At 66.1% G+C, this 26405-nt stretch carries 20 protein-coding genes and 1 pseudogene; 9 read left to right on the top strand and 12 right to left on the bottom strand.

Annotated features, from left to right (window positions below):
• Window positions 1-238: 238 nt before the first annotated feature.
• From QA642_RS24700 to pcsA, 3 genes are all read right to left on the bottom strand, one after another.
• Complete coding sequence (locus QA642_RS24700) at window positions 239-1213, bottom strand: quinone oxidoreductase (RefSeq protein WP_283079163.1); 975 nt, start codon at window positions 1211-1213, stop codon at window positions 239-241.
• A 75-nt stretch (window positions 1214-1288) separates the two neighbouring features.
• Window positions 1289-2023: a TerC family protein gene (locus QA642_RS24695; protein ID WP_283079162.1), complete on the bottom strand. Its 735-nt coding sequence runs from the start codon at window positions 2021-2023 to the stop codon at window positions 1289-1291.
• Window positions 2020-2787: a phosphatidylcholine synthase gene (gene pcsA, locus QA642_RS24690; protein ID WP_283079161.1), complete on the bottom strand. Its 768-nt coding sequence runs from the start codon at window positions 2785-2787 to the stop codon at window positions 2020-2022. Before pcsA ends, QA642_RS24695 begins: the two co-directional genes overlap by 4 nt.
• An 87-nt stretch (window positions 2788-2874) precedes the next feature.
• Here pcsA and QA642_RS24685 point away from each other — a divergent pair, with 87 nt between their 5' ends.
• A complete protein-coding gene (locus tag QA642_RS24685) occupies window positions 2875-4059 on the top strand; it encodes a UbiH/UbiF family hydroxylase (RefSeq protein WP_283079160.1) in 1185 nt (394 codons plus the stop codon).
• A gap of 21 nt (window positions 4060-4080) precedes the next feature.
• Here QA642_RS24685 and QA642_RS24680 read toward each other — a convergent pair whose 3' ends face one another.
• Entirely contained in the window at window positions 4081-5034 is a 954-nt protein-coding gene (locus tag QA642_RS24680) for an AEC family transporter (RefSeq protein ID WP_283079159.1), read from the bottom strand.
• Window positions 5035-5140: 106 nt separating this feature from the next.
• On the opposite strand from QA642_RS24680, the gene hspQ reads away from it, so the two are divergent.
• Window positions 5141-5473, top strand: a complete 333-nt coding sequence (gene hspQ / locus QA642_RS24675; RefSeq protein ID WP_027559220.1) for a heat shock protein HspQ — start codon at window positions 5141-5143, stop codon at window positions 5471-5473.
• Window positions 5474-5548: 75 nt separating this feature from the next.
• On the opposite strand, the gene QA642_RS24670 is transcribed toward hspQ, so the two are convergent.
• On the bottom strand, window positions 5549-6370 hold the full coding sequence (locus QA642_RS24670) for an invasion associated locus B family protein (protein ID WP_283079158.1): 822 nt from the start codon (window positions 6368-6370) through the stop codon (window positions 5549-5551).
• A 273-nt stretch (window positions 6371-6643) separates the two neighbouring features.
• On the opposite strand from QA642_RS24670, the gene QA642_RS24665 reads away from it, so the two are divergent.
• The 3 genes from QA642_RS24665 to QA642_RS24655 all read left to right on the top strand — a co-directional run bounded on the left by QA642_RS24665 (window position 6644) and on the right by QA642_RS24655 (window position 11305).
• Window positions 6644-8470 carry an extracellular solute-binding protein gene (locus tag QA642_RS24665; RefSeq protein ID WP_283079157.1) on the top strand — a complete coding sequence of 609 codons (1827 nt, stop codon included), beginning with the start codon at window positions 6644-6646 and terminating at the stop codon, window positions 8468-8470.
• A gap of 23 nt (window positions 8471-8493) precedes the next feature.
• Window positions 8494-9996 (top strand): class I adenylate-forming enzyme family protein, encoded by a 1503-nt coding sequence (locus QA642_RS24660; RefSeq protein WP_283079156.1) that lies wholly within the window; start codon window positions 8494-8496, stop codon window positions 9994-9996.
• An 85-nt stretch (window positions 9997-10081) separates the two neighbouring features.
• Window positions 10082-11305 (top strand): GGDEF domain-containing protein, encoded by a 1224-nt coding sequence (locus QA642_RS24655; protein WP_283079155.1) that lies wholly within the window; start codon window positions 10082-10084, stop codon window positions 11303-11305.
• A gap of 131 nt (window positions 11306-11436) precedes the next feature.
• Here QA642_RS24655 and mfd read toward each other — a convergent pair whose 3' ends face one another.
• Together mfd and QA642_RS24645 are read right to left on the bottom strand one after the other, a co-directional pair.
• Complete coding sequence (gene mfd, locus QA642_RS24650) at window positions 11437-14955, bottom strand: transcription-repair coupling factor (RefSeq protein ID WP_283079154.1); 3519 nt, start codon at window positions 14953-14955, stop codon at window positions 11437-11439.
• Window positions 14952-15242: a succinate dehydrogenase assembly factor 2 gene (locus QA642_RS24645; RefSeq protein ID WP_283079153.1), complete on the bottom strand. Its 291-nt coding sequence runs from the start codon at window positions 15240-15242 to the stop codon at window positions 14952-14954. The genes mfd and QA642_RS24645 overlap by 4 nt, the downstream gene beginning before the upstream one ends.
• A 193-nt stretch (window positions 15243-15435) precedes the next feature.
• On the opposite strand from QA642_RS24645, the gene recG reads away from it, so the two are divergent.
• On the top strand, window positions 15436-17544 hold the full coding sequence (recG, locus tag QA642_RS24640; protein WP_283079152.1) for an ATP-dependent DNA helicase RecG: 2109 nt from the start codon (window positions 15436-15438) through the stop codon (window positions 17542-17544).
• 6 nt (window positions 17545-17550) lie between these two features.
• Here recG and panE read toward each other — a convergent pair.
• Window positions 17551-18468, bottom strand: a pseudogene (gene panE, locus QA642_RS24635) (2-dehydropantoate 2-reductase); the annotation flags it as partial.
• Window positions 18469-18614: 146 nt separating this feature from the next.
• Here panE and QA642_RS24630 point away from each other — a divergent pair.
• The gene (locus tag QA642_RS24630) at window positions 18615-19136 is read left to right on the top strand and encodes an AAA family ATPase (RefSeq protein ID WP_283079151.1); all 522 of its coding nucleotides are present in this window, start codon (window positions 18615-18617) and stop codon (window positions 19134-19136) included.
• A 10-nt stretch (window positions 19137-19146) separates the two neighbouring features.
• On the opposite strand, the gene QA642_RS24625 is transcribed toward QA642_RS24630, so the two are convergent.
• The 3 genes from QA642_RS24625 to glmS form a co-directional block, all read right to left on the bottom strand.
• Complete coding sequence (locus QA642_RS24625; protein WP_283079150.1) at window positions 19147-20004, bottom strand: NAD(P)-dependent oxidoreductase; 858 nt, start codon at window positions 20002-20004, stop codon at window positions 19147-19149.
• A 104-nt stretch (window positions 20005-20108) separates the two neighbouring features.
• Window positions 20109-20876, bottom strand: a complete 768-nt coding sequence (locus QA642_RS24620) for a DUF502 domain-containing protein (protein WP_283079149.1) — start codon at window positions 20874-20876, stop codon at window positions 20109-20111.
• Window positions 20877-20955: 79 nt separating this feature from the next.
• Entirely contained in the window at window positions 20956-22782 is a 1827-nt protein-coding gene (gene glmS / locus QA642_RS24615; protein WP_283079148.1) for a glutamine--fructose-6-phosphate transaminase (isomerizing), read from the bottom strand.
• A gap of 221 nt (window positions 22783-23003) precedes the next feature.
• On the opposite strand from glmS, the gene QA642_RS24610 reads away from it, so the two are divergent.
• Window positions 23004-23222: a hypothetical protein gene (locus QA642_RS24610; protein ID WP_283079147.1), complete on the top strand. Its 219-nt coding sequence runs from the start codon at window positions 23004-23006 to the stop codon at window positions 23220-23222.
• A gap of 248 nt (window positions 23223-23470) precedes the next feature.
• Here the strand turns inward: QA642_RS24610 and glmU are convergent, their stop codons facing one another.
• Window positions 23471-24826 (bottom strand): bifunctional UDP-N-acetylglucosamine diphosphorylase/glucosamine-1-phosphate N-acetyltransferase GlmU, encoded by a 1356-nt coding sequence (gene glmU / locus QA642_RS24605; RefSeq protein ID WP_283079146.1) that lies wholly within the window; start codon window positions 24824-24826, stop codon window positions 23471-23473.
• 168 nt (window positions 24827-24994) lie between these two features.
• Here glmU and QA642_RS24600 point away from each other — a divergent pair, with 168 nt between their 5' ends.
• On the top strand, window positions 24995-26401 hold the full coding sequence (locus QA642_RS24600; protein WP_283079145.1) for a hypothetical protein: 1407 nt from the start codon (window positions 24995-24997) through the stop codon (window positions 26399-26401).
• Window positions 26402-26405: the final 4 nt, after the last annotated feature.

Genomic DNA, 26405 nt, shown 5'->3' with positions numbered 1-26405 from the left:
GTTGAAGTGGCGCTGAATCCGATGAAACGAAAAAGCCCTCCCGCATGGACCGGAAGGGCTGGATTCAGCTCACATTCGACGCGCCAAGCGCGCTATCCCCTCCGGCAAACCTCCTTGCGGTCGGGCCGGGGCATTCGATTCAAAACCCGTGCGTTGGCAGACTTCACTGCGGACACCTCTGCCGATGAAAGTAGCATCGTTTCAGCACGACAAGCAAGCGGCGCTCGCAGGTAGCGTGCTACGGCTTCAAGATCGACGCGCCGGTGGTCTTCCGGCTTTCGAGATCGATATGCGCCTTCGCAGCGTCCTTGAGTGCGTAGGCGTGGTTGATCGGCACGTGCAGCTTGCCGTTGATGACGGCGGCGAACAGCGTGTCGGCGCCTTCCAGCAATTCCTTGCGCGTGCCGACGTAGTCGTTGAGCTTCGGCCTGGTCGCAAACAGCGAGCCGTGATTGTTGAGCTCGGCGATAGAGAATGGCGGCACCGGGCCCGATGCATTGCCGAAGGAGACGAACATGCCGCGCGGTTTCAGGCAGGACAGCGAGCCCGGAAAGGTCGCCTTGCCGACGCCGTCATAGACGACGTCGCAGCCCTCGTTGCGGCTGATCTGCTTCACGCGCGCGACGAAGTCTTCCTCGTTGTAGAGGATGACGTGATCGCAGCCATTGGCCTCCGCAAGCTCGGCCTTCTCGCGCGAGCCGACGGTGCCGATGACATGGGCCCCTAACGCCCTCGCCCATTGGCAGGCCAAGAGGCCGATGCCGCCGGCGGCGGCATGGATCAGCACGCGATGATGCGGCTCGACTCGAAAAGTCTTGTGCAGGAGGTACCAGACCGTGAGCCCCTTCAGCATCAGCACGGCGCCCTGCTCGTAGGTGATGTGGTCGGGCAGCTTGACCAGCTTCTCCCAGGGGATGTTGCGCTCGCCGGTGTAGGCGCCGAGATTGTGGTAATAGGCGACGCGGTCGCCGGGATGGAAATGCGTCACGCCCGGCCCGACCGCGACGACCTCGCCCGAGGCCTCGTTGCCGGCGATGAAGGGCAGCCCCGGCGCCTTGTAGAGGCCGGTGCGGTAATAGACGTCGATGAAGTTGAGCCCGACCGCATGCTGGCGGATGCGCACCTCGCCGGGTCCGGGCGCCGGCACGTCGATGCTCTCATAGACCAGAGCTTCGGGGCCTCCGACCTTGTGCACACGGACGGCTTTGGTCATCACCTGACCTCCTCTTCTCCAAGGCCAGCGAAAGACATCGCGCCCGCCTTGTCAACTCGACGCTAGCCAAAGCGGCTAGGCGGACGGCTTGCCGGCCTTCCTGCGGTTGCTCTTCGCCAGCACGTTGAAGAATTCCACTGCCGCCGAGAACGCTATTGCGAAATAGATGTAGCCGCGCGGAATGTGGAAATGGAATCCGTCCGCGACCAGCGCGACGCCGATCAGCACCAGGAAGGCCAGCGCCAGCATCTTGGTGGTCGGATGCTCCGCGACGAATCGCGACACCGGCCCCGACGAAATGTACATGATCAGGCAGGCGATCACGACGGCGGCGATCATGATCTCGATGTCCTGCGCCATGCCGATCGCGGTGATGATCGAGTCCAGCGAGAACACGATGTCGATGACGATGATCTGGATGATCACCCAGAAGAAAGCGCTGCCTACCGACTTTTGATCGCCCTCGCCGTCATCGGCTTCGACCTCGGCGTGGATCTCGTGCGTCGCTTTCGCAATCAGGAACAGGCCGCCGCCGATCAGGATGAGGTCGCGCCAGGAGAATTCGTAACCTGCGAGCGAGAACACCGGCGCGGTCAGGCCGATCAGCCAGACCAGTACGCTGAGCAGGATGATGCGGAAGACCAGCGCCAGCGCGAGGCCGATCTGGCGGGCGCGGAGCGCCTGCGGCTCGGGGATGCGCGAGACGATCACCGACAGGAAGATGACGTTGTCGATGCCGAGCACGATCTCGAGCGCAGTCAAGGTCAGCAGCGCGGCCCAGGCTTCGGGGCTGGTGATGAGGTGCATCATGCGAAGGATCGGACCAGGCGGATCATGGCGTCGCTGAAGCTGATCCAGAGCGCAATGGCGCACATCGCGACCGTCACGCCGGTGCCGACGCGAAAGTCCATGTCCAGCACGTAGAGGCCAAGCACGGCCCAGATCGCAATCAGCGACATCGTCAGCCAGCGCAGCCGCACGACGCGGACCGGATGCAGCACGTGGAACGGCACAAAGGTCAGCACCACCAGGGCCGCGACCAGCAGCGTCGACCACAGCGGCGACCAGTGCAGCAGGAACAGATAGAACGCCGCCGCATTCCACAGCGCCGGAAAGCCGCGGAAATGATTGTCGTCGGCCTTCATGCGCAGATCGGCGAAATATAATGCGCTGGTGACGATGATGGCGACGCCGAGCAAGGGTGCCGCGACCGGCAGCAGCAGCCCGCTGGCGACGATCGCATAGGCCGGCACGAAGACGTAGGTGACGAAATCGACCACGAGATCGAGCACGTCGCCCGACCAGTTCGGCTGCACGTTCTTGACGTCGAGCCGGCGCGCGATCGGACCGTCGATCGCGTCGATGACGAGGGCGACGCCCAGCCACTGAAACATCGCCGCCCAGTGCTCGCGCACGGCCTCGAGCATCGCCAGCAGCGCGATGGCCGCGCCGAAGGCGGTGAAGATGTGCACCGAGAAGGCCGCGGCGCGCATCGCCGGTCTCGGCTTCAGGGAATCCTGCTGGGTATCCATGGCTTCTGCTATCAGAATGGGACCGATTTGCACATAAGCCATTGCGGCGTTCGGCCGCGCAATTCGTCATAAAATCAGGGAAAAATAGGTGGGCTTGAATTTACCGCGGGGCGTGTCAATTGTCAGTCCATGACAGACGCATCGACACTGTTTGACGCAGCCGTGATCGGCGGCGGACCGGCCGGGCTCGCGGCGGCAATCGCATTGGCGCAGGCGGGCGCGCGGACCGCGCTGGTGGCGCGGCACGTGCCCTATGCCGACAACCGCACCACCGCCCTGTTAGGTGCCTCCATTGAGCTTCTGGAGACGCTCGATGTCTGGCCGCGCTGCAAGGACAAGGCGGCCGGACTCGAAGTGATGCGTCTCGTCGACGACACCGGCCGGCTGTTCCGCGCACCGGAGGTCCGGTTCTCCTGCCATGAGATCGGGCTGGACGCCTTCGGCTACAACATCGACAACCGCTCGCTGATGCTGGCGCTGGAAGCGCGCGCGGGCGAATTGCCCAATCTCGTCCGGTTTGACGACGAGGCGGAGAGCATCGTCATCGAAGCCGATGCTGTCGCGATCCGTACCGCCTCCGCGCAATTCCTTTCGGCCCGCCTCGTCGTCGGCGCGGATGGCCGGCATTCGCTGTGCCGCGGAGCAGCCGGCATCGAGGTGACCCGGCGCGAGCTGAACCAGACCGCGCTGACCTTCAACGTCGGCCATGCCCGCCCACACCGCAACGTCTCGACCGAGTTCCACACGCCGCACGGGCCTTGCGTGTTCGTGCCGCTGCCCGGCAGCCGCTCCAGCATCGTCTGGGTCTCGGCGCCGGCGGACGCCGAGCGGCTGCGTGGCCTCAGCGACGAAGAATTGTCCGCCGCGATCGAGAAGCAGTCGCATTCCATTCTGGGCCGCATGACGGTCGAGCCCGGCCGCAACCTGTTCCCGCTGGCAATCGAGCGTCCAAGATCCTTTGGCCGCGACCGCATCGCGCTGGTCGGCGAAGCCGCCCACGTGGTTCCCCCGATCGGCGCCCAGGGCCTCAACCTTGGCCTGCGCGACGCCGCCGACATTGCAAGGCTCGCCGGCGAGGCGATCGCATCGGGCGAGGACCCCGGCGCGGACGAGGTGCTCAAGCGCTACGACAGGGCCCGGCGCCCGGACATCTTGAGCCGGACATTTGCGATCGACATCGCCAACCGCTCCTTGCTCAACGACTTCCTGCCGCTGCAGCCGGTGCGCGCCGTCGGCATGCACCTGTTAAGTGCCATCGGCCCGCTCCGCCGCTTTGCGATGCGCGAGGGCCTGACGCCGACGTGGCGCAGGTAGATTGGCGGCGGTAGCCGCGGCTTAAGGAAACGCCAGCCGTCCGGTCTGGAGCAACCACATCACGCTGGTCAGCGTGACCACAGAGGCGAAGGTGCCGAGCAGCACTGCGACGGAGGCGGATTCGATCCAGGCATCGTTCTGGCGGGCAATGACGAACACGTTCAGCGCCGGCGGCAGCGAGGCCATGAGCACGGCGGTCGCAGCCCAGGGCTGTGCGAACGGGCCGAACGCGAGCATCAGGCCGAACGCCGCGAGCGGATGGATCAGGAGCTTGACCGCGATCACGCCGGGCACCTCCCAGGGCACGCGGTCGAATGGGCGCAGCGCCACCGTCACGCCGAGCACGAACAGCGCGGTCGGCGCGGCTGCGTTCTGGAGGAAGGTGATGGTGCGGTCGAGCGCGACCGGCAGCTCGATATGGAGAGCCGCAACGGCCGCGCCAAAACAGGCCGACATGATCAGCGGGTTGAGCACGATCTGCTTCAGCACGACGCCGAAGGCATGCACGATCGAGGGATGGTCGCGGTCAGAGAGCTCGATCAACAGCGGCACGATCGTGAACAGGAAGATGCTGTCGCAGCAGAAGATCAGCGCGGTCGGCGCCGCCGCCTTGGTCCCGAGCACCGCCAGCGCAAGCCCCGGGCCCATGTAGCCGATATTGCCGTAGCCGCCCGAGAGCCCCGCGAGCGTCGCCTCGCGCAGCGTGAGCCGACCCAAGACCTTGCCGACGACAAGTGCCAGCGTGAACGCCGCAACCGTCGACAGCGTCGTCGCGACCAGGAACGGCGGGTTGTTCAGCTCCGCGAATGGCGTCTTCGACATGATCGCGAACAGCAGCGCCGGCAACGACACGTAGAGCAGGAAGAAGTTCATCCAGGCGAGGCCTGATTCCGGCAGGGATTTGACCTTGCCGCAAGCAAATCCAACGAAGATCAAGCCAAAATAAGGTAGCGCCAGATTGAGGATATCGACCATTGATGAAGTGTTTTCTGAGGACTTGGGGTCTATCCGCCCCTGAACCGAAGGTTAATTCCGGATCAGGGCACTAGCATCGGCCACAATCCTGGTCTATCGACGGGGGATGATTAAAGCGAGGACCGCCAAATTCCAGATCGGACAGGTCGTGCGCCACCGGATCTTCTCGTTCCGGGGCGTGATCTTCGACATCGATCCGGAATTCAACAACACCGAGGAGTGGTGGCTGTCGATCCCCGAGGAGGTGCGGCCCCACAAGGATCAGCCGTTCTATCACCTGCTCGCGGAGAACGCGGAGTCCGAGTACGTCGCCTACGTCTCGGAGCAGAACCTGTTGCCGGATGATTCCGGTGAGCCGATCCGGCATTCCCAGGTCGCCGAGATCTTCATCAAGAGCAAGGATGGCGGCTACCGCCCGCGCAATCCGTCCCTGAACTGAGTTTCGCCGCCGCAACCGGCCAATAAAAAAGGCGCTCGTGTGAGCGCCTTTTTCATATCAGGGATTTGCTCCCGATTATTTCTGGCCGGCCGCCGCGGCGCCGGGGACGCCACCGCCCTGCTCGAGCTTCTTGCGCTGCTCGTCGGCCTTCTTCTGAAGCTCTTCCTGGAGCTTCTTCTGGTTTTCCTCGAACACCTTGGGATCGGTCGGCGGACCGTCATAGGCCTTCTGGAATTCGCCGGCGAGCGGCAGCGGCAGCGTCAGCGGCGCGCCGTTGGCATTGATCGCCTGGACAACGAGATTCTGGCCCTTCTTCATGCTGTTGATGAGCTCGGGCGTCGCCTCGTAATCGGACATGCAGCCGTTCTGGAAGCAGATCACATACGGGCTCTGCAGCGGCGCGTTGCTGTCGACGATGATGCGGGTGCCGTGCACGAGCTGCATGCCGAGCGGCAGCGTCACGCGCAGGATCTTCTTGGGCTCGCCTTCCGGCTCGATGATCACGGCCGCGATAACCGGCTGGCCCGACTCGATCCGGCCGTCCTTGCCGGTGAAGCAGACCTGCTTGGCGTTGGCGTCCTGGCCCTTCAGGCAGAACTTGGTCCAGGGGGCGTAGATCAGCTGGATCTGCTGGTCCGCCGGCTGGGCCGCGCCCTGCTGCGCCGGAGCGCCCTGGGCGGGAGCCTGCTGCGCGGGTGCCTGGGCCGCCGGTGCCGGCGCCTTGGGAGCAGCCTTCGGAGCGGCCTTCGGAGCCGCCTTGGGCGCGGCGGGTGCACCGGGGGCCGGCGCCGGGGTCTGGGCCTCGGCGGCAAACGGAACGACCAACGCCGTCGCCGTCAACAGGGCGAGAAGCCGCCCGCGCGGCCGGATGCACGCGGCCAAGTAACGGAAATTCATTGCGGAAAACCCTTTCTGAACGGGAAGCGCCCGAACCGCTCCGAAGCGCCGAACCTAGCCGCCTTGGGCGCGGCTCTCTCCCCGTCAATTGAGGCGGATAAGTGACGGGCTCGACGCTCTTGCGCGATTGCGTGCCTTCTTAACGTGGCCGACGAAAAGATCAATGCCGACAAGCGTCTTTGACTGCACTGAGAACCCCGCCTTTGGCCTGCGCCGGGGGAAAATCCCTGTGATAGGATTCAAGGCTACCGGTCCTCGAATCAACGTGCCCGAATGTTCATGTTCCACCGCCTGTTCGAGGGCCCCGGCGTCCGCCTTTGCAGCCTCGCCCTCGCGCTCATCGTCAGCCTGTCGGCAACCGGCGGGCGCGCCGAGGAAGCCCATGCGATCGCCATGCACGGCAAGCCGGCAATGCCGGCCGATTTCACCCACACGCCCTACGTCAATCCCGATGCGCCCAAGGGCGGCCGGCTGACCTGGGGCATTCTCGGCACCTTCGACAGCCTCAATCCATTCATCGTAAAGGGATTGGCCGTGCAGCCGATCCGCGCCTACGTGGTCGAGAGCCTAATGGCGCGTGGCCAGGACGAGCCGTTCACACTGTACGGCCTGCTCGCCAAGACCGTCGAGACCGACGACGAGCGCAGCTACGTCACGTTCCGCCTCGATCCCCGCGCCCGTTTCTCTGACGGCAAGCAGGTAGCTGCCGAGGACGTGCTGTTCTCCTGGCAGCTCCTGCGCGACCATGGCCGTCCCAACCTTCGGCAGTATTACGCCAAGGTCGCCAAGGCCGAGGCATCCGATCCCCTCACCGTTCGCTTCGACCTCACCGGTGCCAATGACCGCGAGCTGCCGTTGATCCTCGGCCTGATGCCGATCCTGCCGAAGCATGCCGTCGACGTCGCGACCTTCGAGAAGACGACGCTATCGGGACCGATCGCCTCAGGCCCATACCGCATCACGGCGGTGAAGCCGGGCGCCAGCGTCACGCTGACGCGCAATCCCGATTATTGGGGCCGCGATCTTCCGATCAATCGCGGGCTCTTCAATTTCGACGAGATCCGGCTCGACTATTTTCGCGAGGCCAATGGCCAGTTCGAAGCCTTCAAGCGCGGCCTCTATGATTTCCGCATCGAGCACGAGCCGCTGCGCTGGCACGACGGCTACGATTTTCCCGCCGCCAGAAGCGGCGAGGTGATCCGCGACACCATTAAGCCGGGCGTGCCGCAGCCCTCGGAATTCCTGGTGTTCAATACGAGGAGGTCGATCTTCGCCGACATCCGGGTGCGTCAGGCGCTGACACTTTTGTTCGATTTCGAGCTGGTCAATCGCAACTATTTCTTCAACCTCTATTCGCGCGTCGCCGGCTACTTCGCCGGCTCCGACCTCTCCGCCTATGGCCGGCCTGCGGATGCGCGCGAGCGCGAGTTGCTCAAACCCTTCGCCGCGCGGATCCCGCCCGACGTCATGGACGGCAGCTACCGCCTGCCAGTAACCGACGGTTCCGGGCGCGACCGCACGACATTGCGCGCTGCGCTGAAGCTGTTGTCGGAGGCCGGCTGGGATCTCGACGGCACCGTGCTGCGCAACCGCGCGACGAAAGCGCCCTTCACCTTCGAGATGCTGGTGACGACCCGCGACCAGGAGCGCATCGCACTCGCGTTCCAGCGCGACCTCAAGCGCGCCGGCATCGCGGCAAGCGTGCGCACGGTCGATCCCGTGCAGTTCGACCAGCGTCGGCTCGGCTACGAGTTCGACATGATCCAGAACCGCTGGGACCAGTCGCTCTCGCCCGGCAACGAGCAGTATTTCTATTGGGGCAGCGCCGCGGCCGACAATCCGGGGACGCGCAACTACATGGGCGCGAGGGATCCCGCCGTCGACGCCATGATCGCCGCGCTGCTGGAGGCCCGTGATCATACGGCCTTCGTCTCGTCGGTGCGGGCGCTAGACCGCGCCCTGATCGCGGGCTTCTACACAATCCCGCTGTTTAACGTATCCGAGCAATGGATCGCGCGCTGGAATCGGATAGAACGGCCCGAGGCCACCGCGCTGTCCGGCTATCTGCCGGAGACCTGGTGGTCGAAGGGGCCGCCTTAGAGCCAGTCAAGCAAAGTGACGCCGTGAACCAGCCAGCCGTATCGCCGACGCTCGACACGCTGTTTCAGCGCACGCTGATGCGGCAGCCGCACACGCTCGCTCTGCTCGATCCCCTCAACAAGGCCCGCGTCACCGGCCACCAGCCGCGGCGGATGACCTATACCGAGGCCGATACCGCCATCGAGGCACTGTCGGCGCATTTCGTCGAATCGGGCCTGCCGGCCAATTCCGTCATCGCGATCCAGCTCCCGAACACGGTTGAGTTCGTGCTCACCGTGCTCGCCGCCCATCGCGCCGGGCTCGTCGTGGCCGTGCTGCCGCTGCTGTGGCGGCATGCGGAACTGACCGCCGCGCTCAACCGCACCGCGGCGCGCGCCATCGTCACCATGAGCAAGGTCGACGGCGTCAGCTATGCCGACTTCGCGATGCATGCCGCGGCTGAAGCTTTCTCGATCCGTCACGTCTGCGGCTTCGGCACCGACCTGCCCGAAGGCATGGCCTCGCTCGACGACGTGCTGGCCCGCCCACCCGGCATGACGCGCGCGGTGATCCAGGACGGCCGCAAGGCGGCGATGATCTCGTTCGACGTCACCGCGGAAGGTTTCCGCCCGGTGCCGCGGCCGCATTTCAGCCTGATCGCCGGTGGCCTTGCGATGTCGCTGGAGGCGGACGTCAAGCAGGGTGCGACCGTGATGGCGGCGTTCGCGCCGATGTCGTTTGCGGGCCTCGCCTCCTCGCTCGCGGTGTGGCTGCTCTCAGGCGGCACGCTGGCGCTGCATCATCCGTTCGAGAACGACGTGCTGGAGCAGCAGATCAACGAGCATGAATGCGAGGTGCTGATCGCGCCGGCGCAGCTCGCGCTGCGGCTCGGCGATTCCGATCTCGCGGCGCGGATGCCCACTTTACGCAACGTCATCGGCCTGTGGCGCGCACCCGAGCAGGTGGCGACGAGCGACGCCTGGATCGCTCCGCACGCGCCGCTGACCGACGTCTATCTGTTCGGCGAGGCCGGGCTGTTCGGCGCCCGGCGCGGCGAGGATGGCATGCCGGTGCCGGTCATGCCCGGACCGCACGGCGCCCCGCGCGAGCAGTCCGGCTCCTCCATCGCCGGCGAGATCCTGCTGACGCCGAAGGGCACGCTCGGCCTGCGCGGGGCGATGGTGCCGATCGCGGCCTATGCCCCGCCGCAGCCGGTCGGCGAGACGCTGACGGCGCAGCCGCCGCGCGATTATGTCGACACCGGCTATGCCGCACGGCTCGACCGTCCCAGCGGCGCGATCTGCATCACGGCCCCGCCCTCCGGCATCATGGCCGTCGGCGGCTACCGCTTCCTCTCCAATGACCTCCAGGAATGGGCGCGCCGGCTCGGCCAGGGCGCCCTGCTCACCGCGCTGCCCGACCGCCTTTCCGGCCACCGGCTGGCAGGACGGGCCCAGGACAATGCGAGGGCCCGCGAGGCGCTCAGCCAGCTCGGGCTTAACCCCTTGATGGTCGAGGCTTTTCGCGACCGCTCCGGACCGACTTGAGCACAGTTTCGACCGAACCATTGACGCTGCATTAAGGCGGCCGGACTAGATTGCGCAGCATCTGTTGCGTGATCCGAGTTTCCGAATGTCCCAGGCGGGCCCGATCCTGTTTGTGTCCAATGCCGAGCGGCCGCCGTACATTGCGGCGCTGGACGAGGCCCGGCTGTTTCCCGTGATCGATACCGACTGGGCGAGCGCGGCGCGCGCGGTCGAGCAGGTGCAGCCGGCCGCGGTCCTCGCTGCGATGCATGCCGGACACGAGCCGTATCTGGCACCGCTCGCCAGGAAGATCGCCGAGCAATTGCCCTACCTGCCTTTCGTGGCCCTTGATCCCGCGGGCATGCTGCCGCACAACGCCCTGCCCTTCTTCGCGCGCGGCGGCAATTCCGATCGCCTGGTCGCGCGGCTGCGCGCCGCGCTGCGCGTGCGCACACTTCATGCCACCGTGCTGCGCCGGCTGCCGGAAGCCAAGGTGTCGCTGCCGGACGGCGATCCGGCACGCGATGCCACGGTGCTGCTGATCGGCCGCGGCGCGGCTTACCCGGCGCTCTCCGTTGCGCTCGGCGAACGCGTCGGCGTCGTCGGCGCGCTCTCGATCGAGGCTGCGGCCAAGCACCTCAACACCCGCGACCTCGACGGCGTCGTGCTGGCCGAAGGTTTTACGGCGCGCGTTACCGACGCCTTCCTGACGGTGCTCGCCGAGGACACCCGCTTCCGCAGCCTGCCTGTCGTCGTCACCGCGCACCAGCTGACGCAGAGCTACGACCTGCCCAATCTCGAATTGATCCCGGGCGAGCCGGCCAAGATCGCCTCCAACGCGCTGCCCCTGATCCGCCAGCACGCGATGGAAGCGCAAGCGAGCCGCACGCTCCGCTCGATCGATGCCGGAGGCTGGCTCGATCCGCGCAGCGGCCTGCTGACGGTCGAAGCTTTCGCGCGCGATTTTGCCAAGGCGGTCGAGCAGGCGCTGGCCCGCGGCGGCGGCCTCTCCGTCGCCCGCTTCGCCTTCGACCCCGGCAATTCCCGCGCGCAGCTCGACGCCGCGCGCATCCTCAGCCGCCTGATGCGCCAGATGGATTTCGGCGTGGCACAGAAGGATGGATCGGTGATCGTGGTGTTCGCGGAGACTGACTTCCGCACCGCGCATATGATCGCGCGCCGCCTGTCGGCGGTGATGCGGCATACGTCCAACGGCAAGCACGAGATGCGCAGCGATCCCGTGGTCAGCGTGGACTCGCTGTCGTCGTCGGATACCGCAAGGTCGCTGCTGGCCCGGCTGTCGGCCGACGCGTCAAGGGCGGCGTCGTAGCTCCGATTGCGATGCCGTAGGGTGGGCAAAGGCGCGCAGCGCCGTGCCCACCATTTTTCAAGGTGGATAGAGGTGGTGGGCACGCTTCGCTTTGCCCACGCTACGGCACTACGGCACTACGGCGCCTGTTGCTACGCCGCCTTCTTAGCCTCCGCCAGCTGCGCCAATTGCCGCATGATCTCCGTGGTGCCGACGAGGCGCTCTTCCGGCGTCTCCCAGTCCTGCAGGAACACCACCTTCATGTCGGGCCGCACCTTGGCGGCCTGGCCGTAGCTGCGGATGAAGGTCACGAGGCGGTCGGGATGGGCGAAGGAATTGTCGCGGAAGACGATGACGGCACCCTTGGGACCTGCGTCGATCTTCTCGACATTGGCCCGGCGGCAGAACGCCTTGATCGCGGCGACCTTGAACAGGTAGCGCACCTCGTCCGGCAGCACGCCGAAGCGGTCGCGCAACTCGGCGCCGAAATTCTCGATCTCCTCCTCGGTGTCGAGATCGGCAAGGCGCCGGTACAGCGACAGCCGTACCGAGAGATCGCCGACGTAGTCCTCCGGGATGAGCACGGGCATGCCGATGGTGATCTGCGGCGACCAGCGGTCGGCGGCGGGCTCGGCGACGCCGGCCTTGAGATTGACGATCGCCTCCTCCAGCATCGACTGATAGAGCTCGAAGCCGACCTCCTTGATGTGGCCGGACTGCTCCTCGCCGAGCAGATTGCCGGCGCCGCGGATGTCGAGGTCGTGCGAGGCAAGCTGGAAGCCTGCACCCAGCGTCTCCAGCGATTGCAGCACGGTGAGCCGGCGCTCGGCCTGCGCCGTGATCTTCTGCTGCGCCGGCAGCGTGAACAGCGCGTAAGCGCGCAGCTTGGAGCGGCCGACACGGCCGCGGAGCTGGTAGAGCTGGGCAAGACCGAACATGTCGGCGCGGTGCACGATCAGCGTGTTGGCATTGGGGATGTCGAGGCCGGACTCGACGATCGTGGTCGACAAGAGGATGTCGAACTTGCCGTCGTAGAACGCGGTCATGATGTCCTCGATCACGGCGGGCGGCATCTGGCCGTGCGCGACCGCGACCTTCATCTCCGGCACGTTCTTGTCCAGGAAGTCCTTGACCTCGGCGAGGTCGTCGATGCGCGGCACGACGTAGAACGCCTGGCCGCCGCGATAGCGCTCGCGCAGCAAGGCTTCGCGGATCATCAGGGGATCGTGCGGGGCGACGAAGGTGCGGACCGCGAGGCGGTCGACCGGGGGCGAGGCGATGATCGAGAGCTCGCGGACGCCTGTGAGCGCCAGTTGCAGCGTGCGCGGGATCGGCGTCGCCGACAGCGTCAACACATGCACCTCAGCGCGCAGCGCCTTCAGCCGCTCCTTGTGGCTGACACCAAAATGCTGCTCCTCGTCGACGATGAGCAGGCCGAGGTCACGGAATTTGATGGCCTTGCCGAGCAACGCGTGGGTGCCGACGACGATATCGACCGAGCCGTCGGCAATGCCCTTCTTGACCTCGTTGAGCTGTTTGGTCGCGACCAGGCGCGAAGCCTGTGCGACGTTGACCGGGAAGCCCTTGAAGCGCTCGCTGAACGTCCGGTGGTGCTGGCGCGCCAGGAGCGTGGTCGGCACCACGACCGCGACCTGCTTGCCATCGAGCGCGACCGCAAAGGCGGCACGCAGCGCCACCTCGGTCTTGCCGAAGCCGACGTCGCCGCAGATCAGCCGGTCCATCGGCCGGCCCTTTTCGAGATCCTTCAGCGTGGACTCGATCGCGCCCAGCTGGTCCTCGGTCTCGTCATAGGGGAAGCGCGCGCAGAACTCGTCGTAGACGCCCTGCTGCACCGGCAGTTTCGGCGCCTCGTGCAGCATGCGTTCGGCCGCGATCTTGATCAGCTCGCCCGCGATCTCACGGATGCGGTTCTTCAGCTTGGCCTTGCGGCTCTGCCAGCCGGAGCCGCCGAGACGATCCAGCTCGACAGTGGTCTGGTCCGAGCCGTAGCGCGACAACAGCTCGATGTTCTCGACCGGCAGGAACAGTTTCGTCTCGGCGGCATAGTGCAGCTCGAGACAATCATGCGGCGCGCCGGCGACGTCGAGGGTCTGCAGGCCGATGAAGCGGCCGATGCCGTGGTCGACGTGGACGACGATGTCGCCGGCGGTGAGGCTCGTCACCTCAGAAATGAAACTGTCGAGCTTGCGGCTCGGCTTGCGCGGCCGCACCAGGCGGTCGCCCAAAATGTCCTGCTCGCTGATGAGCGCGATCTCGTCGGTCTCGAAACCGCTTTCCAGGCCGAGCACGGCGAGCATGGTCTCGTTGCGCGGGGTCGCCTGCACGGTGCGCCAGCTATTGACGCTGGTGGCGTGGGCGAGCTTGTGGTCGCGCAGCATCGACGTCATGCGATCACGCGAGCCTTCGGTCCACAGCGCGATCACGACCTTCTTGCGTTGCGCCTGCAGCGCCATGACGTGACTGACCACGGATTCGAACACGTTGACCGTGGTGTCGTTGCGCTCCGGCGCGAAATCGCGGCCCTTGCGCGCGCCGGCGTCGACGACCGAAGTGCCGTCGGTCGGCACGGAGAACGGCGTCAGCCGCGCCAGCGGGATATCGCCGAGGCGTTTGCCCCACTCCTCCTCGGTCAGATAGAGCCGGTCGGGCGGCAGCGGCTTGTAGATCGCGCCGCCGCCGGGATGCTCCATCGCCTCGCGGCGGGCCTCGTAATAGTCGAGGATCTGCTTGAAGCGCTCGCGCACCGCGTCCTCGGCCTGCGGCTCGATCGCGACGGCGGCCCCTTGCAGGTAGTCGAACAGCGTGTCCATCCGGTCCTGGAACAGCGGCAGCCAGTGCTCCATGCCGGGATGGCGGCGGCCTTCGCTGACCGCCTCGTACAGCGCATCGTCGCGCTCGGGCGCGCCGAACTCGGCGACATAGCCCATGCGAAAGCGGCGGATGGTGTCGGTGACGAGCTGGAATTCCGAGACAGGCACGAGATCGAGCGAGCGCATGTCGAGCAGCGTGCGCTGGGTCTCGGCATCGAACGAGCGGATCGATTCCAGGCTGTCGCCGAAGAAGTCGAACCGCACCGGCTGTTCGAGGCCGGCTGGAAACAGATCGAGGATGCCGCCGCGCACCGCATATTCGCCGGGCTCGCGCACGGTCGAGGAGCGGTTGTAGCCATTATGCTCGAGCCAGGCGACGATGGTGTCCATAGGCACGACGTTGCCGGGCGCGACCGACAGCGCCTGCGCCGCGACGAGCTCGCGCGCGGGCACGCGCTGGACCACCGCGTTCACCGTGGTCAGCACGATCAGCGGCTTGTCGCTGCCGGTGAGCGAAGCGAGCCGCGCCAGCGTGGTCAGGCGTTGCGCCAGGATGCCGCCATGCGGCGAGACGCGATCATAGGGCTGGCAGTCCCAGGCCGGAAAGGTCAGCACCGGCAGATCAGGCGCGAAGAATCTCAGCGCGCGTTCGAGCTGCTGCATGCGTCCGCCGTCGCGGCAGACCACGGTAAGGCTGACGGCCGGCTTCTTCGGCCGCGCCGCGATGGCCCGCGCCAGGTCGGAGACGACCAGGCCTTCGGCACCCTCGGCGACATTGGCAAGCGTCACCGCGCGGCCGGGCGTGAGCAGCTCGGCCGGAGATTTCATCCCCTGTTTCATACGTTGCCGTCCGCGATCGGGAACGCCTTGATGCGCGCGAAGATCGCGCCGGTGACATCGGCTGGCAGCACCTTGTCACCGGTGATGGCGGCATAGAGATCGGGATCGTTGACCTCGAGCAGGGTTTCGAGCTCGGTCAGCTCGGCGTCCGACAGGTTGCCGATCTCGGCGTCCGCGAAGCGGCCGAGGATCAGGTCCATCTCGCGCGTGCCGCGGTGCCAGCAGCGGAACAGAAGCCGCTTGCGGCGGTCGTCCAGCCCGTTGCTCGATCGTGTCGTTCCCGTCATGTCTCAAATCCAGTCAAACGCCAAAAGCCCGGACGTGCCGGGCCGGGGTGATATAGCCATTGGGACCGCCTGTGTCAGCCCTTTGTTATTGCAATTGTTTGGGGACCGTCATTGTCGGGCTTGACCCGGCAATCCATCGTCCTTGAAAAGATGGATGCGCGGGTCAGGCCCGCGCATGACGAATGTTGCGAGAATGCGCCCCAGCCTGCTCAATCCGCTGTTTGCTCCCGTGACCAGCCTCTCCGGCGTCGGTCCGAAGCAGGACAAGCTGTTGCAATATCTGCTCAGCCGGAGCGAGACGCCGCGGCTGGTCGATCTGCTGCTGCATCTGCCGAGCCAGGTCATCGACCGCCGGGCGCGGCCGAAGATCCGCGACGCGGCCCAGGGAACCATGGTGACGCTGGAGGTCACCGTCGATCGCCACCGCCCGCCCCCGCCGCGCAACTCGCGCGCACCGTATCTGGTCTATGCCAGCGACGACACCGGCGACGTCGTGCTGACCTTTTTCCGCGCCAAGCCCGGCTATGTCGAAAAACTGCTGCCTGTCGGCGAGAAGCGCTACGTCTCCGGCACGCTGCAGATGTATGACGGCATCCCGCAGATCGTGCATCCCGACCGCGTGCTCGACGAGGAGGCGATCTCGAAGCTCTCAGGGATAGATCCGGTCTATCCGCTGACGGAGGGCCTCGCGCTCGGCTCGCTGCGCCGCGCGATCGCGCAGGCGCTGCAGAAGCTGCCGGCCCTGCCCGAATGGATCAGCCCGGAGGTGATGCGCCGCTGTAATTTTCCGTCGGTTACGGAAGCGCTCAATCGCGTGCACCAGCCGGTCGAGCTGACGGACATCTTGCCGGATCAGCGCTTCTGGTCCCGCCTCGCCTTCGACGAGCTGCTCGCCGGCCAGCTCGCGCTTGCGCTGATCCGCGCGCAACTGCGACGGCCCGCCGGCGTGCGCAATGCCGGCGACGGCCATCTGCGCAACAAGATCATCGACGCCCTTCCTTACGCGCTCACGCCGTCCCAGCGCAGCGCAGTGGCCGCCATCGCCGAGGACCTGAAGCAGCCGGTGCGGATGCTGCGCCTGCTCCAGGGCGACGTCGGCTCGGGCAAGACCGTGGTGGCGTTGCTGGCAGCCGCGGCCGTGGCCGAGGTCGGCAAGCAAGCCGCCTTGATGGCCCCGACCGAAATCCTGGCGCGCCAGCACATCAAGACCATCGCGCCGCTCGCCGAGCGCGCGGGGATGCGGGTCGCCATCCTCACCGGCCGGGAAAAGGGCAAGGAGCGACGTGAGATCATCGCCCAGCTCGCCGCCGGCGAGATCGACCTGCTCGTCGGCACCCATGCGCTGATCCAGGACGACGTGATCTTCCGCGATCTAGCCCTCGCCATCGTCGACGAGCAGCATCGCTTTGGCGTGCGCGAGCGGCTGGCGCTGACGTCCAAGGGCGAAGCCGTCGACGTGCTGGTGCTGAGCGCCACCCCGATCCCGCGCACGCTGGTGCTGACCTATTTCGGCGACATGGACATCTCCGAGCTGCGCGAAAAGCCCGCCGGCCGCCAGCCGATCGACACCCGCGCGGTGCCGATGAGCCGGATCAGCGAGGTCATGGAGGGGGTCGGCCGCGCGCTCGAATCCGGCAAGCTGGTCTACTGGATCTGTCCCCTGGTCGAGGAATCCGAGGCCGAGGGCACCGAGCACCTGACGAATGCGACCAAGCGCTTCGAGAGCCTGCAAAAACGTTTCGGCGACCGCGTCGGCCTCGTCCACGGCCAGATGAAAGGGACCGAGAAGGACCGCGTCATGGGCCAGTTCGCCGCCCACGAGATCGGCCTTCTGGTCGCGACCACCGTGGTCGAGGTCGGCGTCGACGTCCCCGCCGCAACCATCATGGTGATCGAGAATGCCGAGCGCTTTGGCCTCGCCCAGCTCCACCAGTTGCGCGGGCGCATCGGACGCGGCTCGGAAGCCTCGACTTGTATCCTGCTCTACGGCGAACCGCTCGGCGAGATGTCGAAGGCCCGGCTCAAGGTCATCCGCGAGACCACGGACGGCTTTCGCATCGCCGAGGAGGATCTGAAGCTGCGCGGCGAAGGCGATGTCCTCGGCGTGCGCCAGAGCGGCCTGCCCGGCTATCGCATCGCGCGCTCGGAGGTGCACGGCCAGCTCATCACCCAGGCGAGAGACGAGGCGCTCCGCATCCTCAAAGAGGATCCGAAGCTGAAGGGCGAGCGCGGCGAGGCGCTGCGCTGCCTGCTGTATCTCTACGAGCGGGACGAGGCGATCCCGCTGATCGGGGCTGGTTAACCCCCTGCGCCGTCGCCCGATCTCGTAGGCCGCCACATGCGCTCTGGCGAGGTCGAGCAGCGGGGTGTCGATGCCGAGCGCACGGGCGCGATTGGCCATATCGCCGAGGATGTGCTCCGCCTCGGTGATCGAGCCGCGCTCGATATCGCGGAGCATCGAGGCCTTGAGCGGTGAGTCCAGGGTGGTGAACAGCTTCCGGTCGAACTCGATGAACGGCGCGCGCGGCTCAAAGCCGGAGGCGTTCGCGACGGCACAGCATTCCGCGAACAGGCGGAAAATGGACTGCTCGCCGTTGGGCACGGCCAGGATGTCTCCGATACTCGCGCGCATCAGGCAGGTGATGCCGGCGAGCGTGCTGAGCTGGACGAATTTCTCCCACATGTCCTGCATGATCGCTTCGCTGGCGCGCACGTCGATACCGGGAACCTGAAGCAGTGCCTCCAGCGCGGACGCACGCTCGCTCAGCGTCCCCTCGATCTCACCGAAGACAATCGTCTGATTGGCCATGAACTGGACGACACGACCATCCGCATCGAGTCCGGCACTGACGTTCGCGAGCCCGCCGAGAACGCAAGCACCGCCGAACCTGGCGCTCAGGGCATCGATATGTTTCAACCCGTTGAGGATCGGCAAAATCATCGTGTTGGGGCCGGCGGCGGGCGCAAACTGGCTCATCGCATCGTCGAGCGAGTAGGCTTTCACGCCGACGAGGACGACGTCGAACGGGTCCTTGAGATCGCCAGCCACAAGAAGCTTCGGCTGCACGGCGAAGTCGCCGTGTGGGCTCACGACCTGCAATCCATTCCGCTGCAATTGCTCGGCCCGCTTCTCGCGCACCAGAAAGGTCACGTCGCTACCCGCTCGGACCAGGCAAGCTCCGTAATAGCCGCCAAGCGCGCCCGCGCCGATGACAAGCACCTTCATTCGAACTCCCATTGCCGAGGGATTGCGTAGAAACAATAACAGATGGCCCCTGCGACGTCTCCTCATCGTCATTGAGGACGGTGTGAGTACAGCCGGTTCAGCAGGCGCCCCTTTCGCCGCGGCTGACTTTATGGAACCTTGCAGCGATGCGCCGGATCATCGTGGTTGGCTCCCAGGGAAGCGGAAAGACGCGGCTCGCCCGCAATCTCGGGCGAAAGCTTGAGCTGCCGGTGGTGCATCTCGACGTGCTGTACTGGCAGCCGGGCTGGAAACCCTCCGACAAGGCCAGCTTTCGCATGCGAGTCGCGGATGCTATCGCGGGCGAAGCGTGGGTGATCGACGGAAGCTTCTCGGGGCTGGCATTCGATCTCACGATCGCTCGCGCAGATGTTCTTGTCGTCATCGACCGCCCGCGCTGGGTCTGCCAGTGGCGCATTCTCTGGCGCTCCGCTTTCCATCGCGACACAACACGGCCCGACTTGCCGGAAGGGTGCCCGGAACAGTTCGACTGGAAACTGATGAAGGAAGCGTGGCGCTACGACGTCGAGCGCGTGCCGGTCATCGAGGCCGAACGTCTCCAGTACGGCCCTGAGGTCCCGGTCGTGCGGCTGAGGCGCGACAGGGACATCCAGGGCTTTCTGGAGTCCGTCTCAGTGCACGGCGAGTGAAGCCGGCCGGTCAGGACTTCTTCTGGGCAACACGCGCGGCGAACGCCTTCAGCAATTCCGCATCGACCGCCTCCCCATTCGCGTCTGCGGCAAGATGCTCAAACCAGCGCGCAAAGCCCTCGTAGATCTGGCTCGCGGGATGATCGGCTCCGAGAAAGCCGGAAATCTCCCGCATCTCCGCGACCCAGCGATAGGCTTTCGGGATCATGTCCGGAAGCGCCACTTCGAGCCGGGCCAGGATCGCGGGCTGGCTCAGCGCGAGCTCGTCGCGCAGCGCATCCGCAGCGCCCGCCTTCGTTGCTGCAACCACCATGGCCGAGCCGATGCCGGCGAGGCCCTTGACGATGCCGGCATAGGACATTTTCAGCGCCGAGGCCGCGCCGACCGGCCCCTCGACGATCCGCACGTCGAGGCCGAGGTCCTTCAGCACCGCGACGTCCTTGGCATGCTCGCCGGACATGTAGAAGGCCGGGCTCTTGCCGCCCGGCTGCGGCGGAAAGCCGATGATGCCGCCGTCCACGAACGGCGCCTGCGCCGAGCCGATGATCTCCTCGATCCGTTGCACGGTATCGACATTGACGGCGTTGCAGTCGACCACGACCGGCTTCTTCGCGCGCCGGACGATCAGCGCGGCCAGGCGCTCGGCGAGTGCAACCGCCTCGCCCGGCGGCACGATCGAGAGGATGATGTCGGCGTCCGAAATCGCATCGTCCTCGGCGCCGATCATGCCAGCCTCGGCCGCCCGTTTCAGCGTCGCTTCGCTGCGCCCCTTCAACGACGTCAGCACGCGTGCGCCGTTCTCGCTGAGACGGCGGGCCACGGCGCTGCCCATGGCACCAGGCGCGAGGATCGCAATGGTCTTTGACATCGTGCACTCCAGATCGAATTCCGAGCGAGGCGCTCAGTTCGATCGGAGCATAACAGAGGATGCGAATGCCTGCGTGAACGCGGCCATCCCGCGCGGGAATGGCCCTACTCCGCCTTCGCAGGCTCTGGCTGGAGCGAAGCGTTGGCGATGCGCGCCGCATTCGCCATGCCCGCGAGCGCGGCGGCCTTCTTCGGATCGGGCGCCGAGCCCGGCTGCACCACGCCGGCCGACATGATCAGCGTCGCGGCGTCCTCGGCACTGAGATCGACCTCGATGATCTTGCTCTTCGGCACATAGAAGAAGAACCCGGTGGTCGGGTTCGGCGAGCACGGCAGAAACACCGAGACATGCTCCTCCTGTCCCGGCAGGCTGCGCGAAATGTCCTCGTTCGGCGACTGCGAGATCAGCACGATCGACCACATGCCCGGCGAGGGAAACTCGACCAGGCCCACTTTGCGGAAGCTCGATCCCTTGCCCGAGAACAGCGTCTCGAACACCTGCTTCAGGCCGCGATAGATGGCGCGCACCGCCGGGATGCGGCCGAGGAAGGTCTCGCCGACATCGACCAGCGTCCGGCCGATCAGGTTGGCCGCGAGGAAGCCGACCAGCGTCAGCGTGAAGAATGCGACAATCAGTCCCCAGCCGGGCACGCCATACGGCAGATAGGTTTCAGGCCGATAGGCCAGCGGGACAAACGGCCGCACCACGCCGTCGACCCAGGTGACGAACCACCAGACCAGGTAGAGCGTGATGGCGATCGGCCCCGTCACCACGAGGCCGGTCAGGAAATAGTTGCGGAAGCGGCCCATCAGGCCGGTATGCGGTTCCGGCAGGGGATCAAGTGGCGCAGGCGCGTCGTCGCGGGTGGTCATTCGGGTTCCAGGTCGGTCGCAGCACACAAGCTAGGGGCTTCTAGCAGGTTTTGGAAGAGTGCGGCCTGATCCCTTCTGCCTATTCCACCGTCACCGATTTCGCGAGGTTGCGCGGCTGGTCGACATCGGTCCCCATCACCACCGCCGTATGGTAGGCGAGCAGTTGCACGGGAACGGAATAGACCATCGGCGTGAACGCCGCGGCCATATCCGGCATGATGATGGTGACGAGTGAATCCACCGTCGCCTCTTCCGCGCCCTTGGCGTCCGTCATCAGGATGATGTTGCCGCCCCGGGCGGCGACCTCCTGCATGTTGGAGACGGTCTTCTCGAACACGCGGTCATAGGGCGCGATGACGACGACCGGCATGGTCTCGTCGATCAGCGCGATCGGCCCGTGCTTGAGCTCGCCGGCGGCATAGCCCTCGGCGTGGATGTAGGAGATCTCCTTCAGCTTCAGCGCGCCTTCGAGCGCGAGCGGGAAGCTGGTGCCGCGGCCGAGATAGAGCACGTCGCGCGACTTGGCGATCCTGTGCGCGAGCTTCTCGATCTGCAGCTCGTTGGTGAGCGCGTCCGCCATCAGGCGCGGGATCTCGACCAAACCATGGACGAGCTTGATCTCGTCCTCCTCGGACAGCTCACCGCGAGCCTTGCCGGCCGCGATCGCAAGGTTTGCCAGCACCATGAGCTGGCAGGTAAAGGCTTTGGTCGAGGCGACGCCGATCTCGGGCCCGGCCAGCGTCTGCAGCACGGTCTCGCTCTCGCGCGCGATCGTCGAGGTCGGCACGTTGACGACGGCCACGGTGTGCACGCCCTCGGCCTTGGCATAGCGCAGCGCCGCCAGCGTGTCGGCGGTCTCGCCGGATTGCGAGATGAAGATGGCGAGATCGCCCTTGCGCAGCGGCGCCTCGCGGTAGCGGAATTCGGAGGCGACATCGACCTCGACCGGCACGCGCGCAAAACGCTCGAACCAGTATTTCGCGACGAAGCCGGCATAGCTCGCCGTGCCGCACGCCGTGATGTTGATGCGCTGGATGGTCTTGAAGTCGAACGGCAGCTTGACCGGCAGCGCGACGCGCTCGGTCGCCATGTCGACATAGCGCGCCAGGGTGTGGCCGACCACTTCCGGCTGCTCGTGGATCTCCTTCGCCATGAAGTGGCGGTAATTGGCCTTGTCGACCAGCGAGGTCGAGGCGGCGTGCTTGATCTTCTCGCGCTGGACGGCGTTTCCGTCCTTGTCGAAGATCGTCGCGCTCTTGCGGGTCAGCACGACCCAGTCGCCGTCCTCGAGATAACTGATCGTGTCGGTGAACGGGCCGAGCGCGATGGCGTCGGAGCCGAGATACATCTCGCCGTCGCCAAAGCCGATCGCAAGCGGCGGGCCGTTGCGCGCGCCGATCATGAGATCGTCGTCGCCGGCGAAGATGAAGCCGAGCGCGAACGCGCCGCGCAGACGCGCCAGCGTCAGTTTCACCGCCTCCACAGGCTTGTTGCCGCGGGTCAGCAAATCGTCGACGAGATGCAGCACGATCTCGGTGTCGGTCTCGGTGTGGAACACCGTGCCCTTGGCCTCGAGCTCCTCGCGCAGCTCGCGGAAATTCTCGATGATGCCGTTGTGGACCAGGGCGACGCGATCGGTCGCGTGCGGATGGGCATTGTTGACGGTGGGCTTGCCGTGGGTGGCCCAGCGGGTGTGGCCGATGCCGGTCGTGCCCTTCAGCGGCTCGGCTTCGAGCCGCTTCTCCAGGTTCTTCAGCTTACCCTCGGCGCGGCGGCGCTCGAGATGCTTGCCTTCGAGCGTGGCGACGCCCGCGGAGTCATAACCGCGATATTCGAGACGTTTGAGCGAATCCACCAATTGCTCTGCAACCGGCGTGCGCCCGAGAATGCCGACAATCCCGCACATGCGGATCACTATCCCCCAAATCGTCGAAAAATCGCCTAAACGACGCGCCCGTTTTCTAGCGAAGTTCCTAAGGAACCAGATACTCAATAATTATGACGGATTGCGACAGCAGCCGATGACGGCGCGCCCTCCGCCTGCGTCGATGTGGCCGGCCTTTAACCGCGCGCATTAACTCCTTGTCAATAAGTTTGACCAACGATTCCGGCCAGGAGAACAAGGCCATGAAAGGCTCATCCGACCGCAAGGGTCTGTCATCGTTGTATCTGCGTGCCAGCGAGACCTCGGGCACGCACCTTGCGCATTGGCCGCCCCCCATGCGCGGCAAGGAAAGCAAGCCCGTCTTCGTCAAGCATGTGCAGGGCGAGCCGGCCAAGCGCGCCAAGCCGCGCGGCTGGCGCCTGACCCGCGCGATCTTCTCCGAATTCGCCGACGACGAATAGCGGCGCGCCTCGCCATCCCAGCACCAGGGTACAAACGAGGACAACGACGAGCGCCCAGAACGCCATTCCGGTGAATAGCGATGCGATCTCGTGCTCACGCGGGCGGCGAACGCCGAACTGTTCCAGCATCCATCGTCCCGGCGGCGTGATGACGTTCTCGGCGAGGAACGTGACCATATCGCTGATGAACTTGTCGTCCATGCGCGAGCAATCCCAACAACACCGATCGGGGATCGGCACTTGGCCGCTCACTTCTCCGGTTTCTTGCCGCCGGTCTTCATCTCGCGATAGCGCGTCGCGCCGCCTTCCCGGATGGTCTGCTGGCTGCGCTCGAGCGCCATGGCGTCGTCAGGCACGTCGCGCGTGATCACCGAGCCCGAGCCGATATAGGCGCCGTTGCCGATCTTGACCGGCGCAACCAGCGAGGAATTGGTGCCGACGAAGGCGCCCTGCCCGATGATTGTCTTGTGCTTCTTGAAGCCATCGTAGTTGCAGGTGATGGTGCCGGCGCCGATGTTGGAATTGGCGCCGACGGTGGCATCGCCAATGTAGGAGAGGTGATTGACCTTGACGCCGGCCTCCAGCGTCGCGGCCTTGGCCTCCACGAAATTACCGATGCGCGCGCCGTCGCCGAGCGAGGTGCCGGGCCGAAGCCGCGCATAGGGGCCGATCGACACCTTCTTGCCGAGCGTGGTCTCGACGATGTGCGAGAACGAGTGGATCACCGTGCCGTCGGCGATCGACACGCCCGGGCCGATCACCACGAACGGCTCGATGGTCACGTCCTTGCCGAACACGGTATCGGCCGACAAATAAACCGTCTCCGGCGCGATCAGCGTGACGCCCGCCTCCATCGCGGCCTTGCGCAGCCGCGCCTGCATCACGGCTTCGGCCTCGGCGAGCTGTGCCTTGGTGTTGATGCCGCGCACTTCGTCTTCGCTGGTCTCGATCACGACGGACTCCCATCCCTGCTTGCGGACGATGTCGACCGCGTCGGTGAGATAATATTCGCCCTTCGAATTGGCATTGCCGATCTGCCCGAGGATGTCGAGCGCGCGGCGTCCGTCGATCGCCATCAGCCCGGCATTGCACAGGTCGATCTTGCGTTCTTCCTCGCTGGCATCGGCCTGCTCGCGGATCGCGACCAGGCGGTCGCCCTCGACGATGAAGCGGCCATAGCCGGTGGGATCGGCGGCGCGGAAGCCGAGGCCGGCAATCGCAGCGCCCTTGGCCAGCGGCGCGCGCAGCCGCGCAAACGTCTCGGCCGAGATCAGCGGCGTGTCGCCGAACGCGATCAGGAGATCGTCGACGCCCCGCGCGATCGCCTCGCGTGCCGCCAGCACCGCATGCGCGGTGCCGAGGCGCTCGGCCTGCACGAAGGTGAGCGCATCGGGCCTGATGCGCCTCGCCTCGTCCGCGACCGCCTGATGGTCGGGGCCGATCACGACGGCGAGCGAGGTGCCGGTTCCCTTGGGCGCGGCGGCGAGCACGTGGGCGAGCAGCGTCTGATGTGCGACCGGATGCAGCACTTTCGGCAGGCTCGATCGCATGCGCGTGCCCTCGCCGGCGGCGAGCACGATCGTGAGGCTTGAGCGGGCGGTCATCGAAATCCTGTCAGATATGGCCGAATCAATTGCGCGACGGGTGGCGAGCCGCCCTCATGGGCGCCTTGCTACCTCCGCAAACGCCCGGAATTCAAGTGCGACGGGGTTTTCCTGTTAATGTTCCCCATTGATTCGGGGATGCCCGATGGGGCTGGGCACTTAACGTTCATGGCAAAGGATTCCGACCCACTGGCGGATGCCTTCGGCACCAAGGAGACCGGCGGGCTGTTCTCCGGACTTCTGGCCGAGGAAAGCACAGTCGATCGCAGCATGATGTGGCGGCTGGGCACGTGGGGCGTGGCGGCCGTCGGCGCCGTCGTGGTGGCGGTGATGGCCAATCAGGCCCAGCTCGGCTGGCGGCGCGATCAGGTCGCCTCCGCCGATCTCGCCCGCCAGGCCGACCGGCTCCAGCTGCTGACCAAGGAGAGCCAGAACGAGGCGCGCCGGCTCGCCGCCGCCATCGAGACGCTGAACACCGATCGCGACCGGCTCTATTCACGCGTCACCGTGCTCGAGCAAGGGCTCGATTCCGTCACCGGCGCCATCGCCAGGCAGACCGCCGCGACGCCGCAGGCGGCAAAGCCCCAGGACGCCGCACCCGCGGCCCCGAGCGTCGCGCCGGTCGCCTCGACGCCGGCCCCCGGCAGTGACAAGCCGCGCACCGAGGCGTCCAGGGACACCTCGAAGGACACTCAGAAGGAAGCTGCCAAGGAACCGGCAAGCCCGCCGCCGCAGACCGCGGCCGCCGCCTCGCTGGTCCAGCAGGCGCCGGCGAATTCGGCGTTGCCGGCGATTCCGCTGGTGCCGTCCAAGTCGATCATGGCGCCGCCCGATCCGGCTGCATCGAAATTGATGCAGCCCGAGGCGACCGAGAAGGCCGCCGAGAAGAAGACCGAGCCAGCGCCCGTCCCGACCGAGGTCGCGGCCGCGTCAGCCAAGCCGCCGGAAGCTACCGAGAGCGAGGCGCCGGCGATCGCGGTCCAGCAGACGCGCTTTGCGATTGACCTCGGCGGCGCCAATTCGATCGACGGCCTGCGCGCGCTCTGGCGCGGCGTGACCAAGACCAACCCGGAAGTGGCGGGCCTGCGACCGATCATCATGATCAAGGAAGGCAGCAGCGGCCTCGGCATGCAGCTTCGCCTCGGGGCCGGCCCGCTGATCAACGCCGCCGCCGCCGCAAAGCTCTGCGCGGGCCTCACCGAAAACGACCGTCATTGCGAGACCACCGTGTTCGACGGCCAGCGGCTGTCGATGCGCGGCGGTTCGGACAAAGGGCAAGAGAAGGGACAAGAGAAGGGACAAGAGAAGGGACAAGAAAAGGGACAGGAGAAATCTCAGGACCGGGTCCAGGAGAAAAACTCCGAGAAGAACCAGGAGGGCGTCCCCCAAGCCGAGACCGCCCCTGCTCCCGCACCGGCCGCCAAGCCGGAGAAGCACCGCCGCAGCTACTCCTCAAAACGCTCGTCGAAGCGCGAGGAGCCCGCGCCTGCCCCTGCGGCGCCCCAGCCAACGGCTCAGGCAAAGCCGGAGACCGCGTCGGCAGGATCGACATTGTCGTCGTTCTTCAGGCGGTAGGCAT

The organism is Bradyrhizobium sp. CB2312 (assembly GCF_029714425.1).
Taxonomy (GTDB): domain Bacteria; phylum Pseudomonadota; class Alphaproteobacteria; order Rhizobiales; family Xanthobacteraceae; genus Bradyrhizobium.
This window is presented reverse-complemented; position numbering and strand designations above follow the sequence as displayed.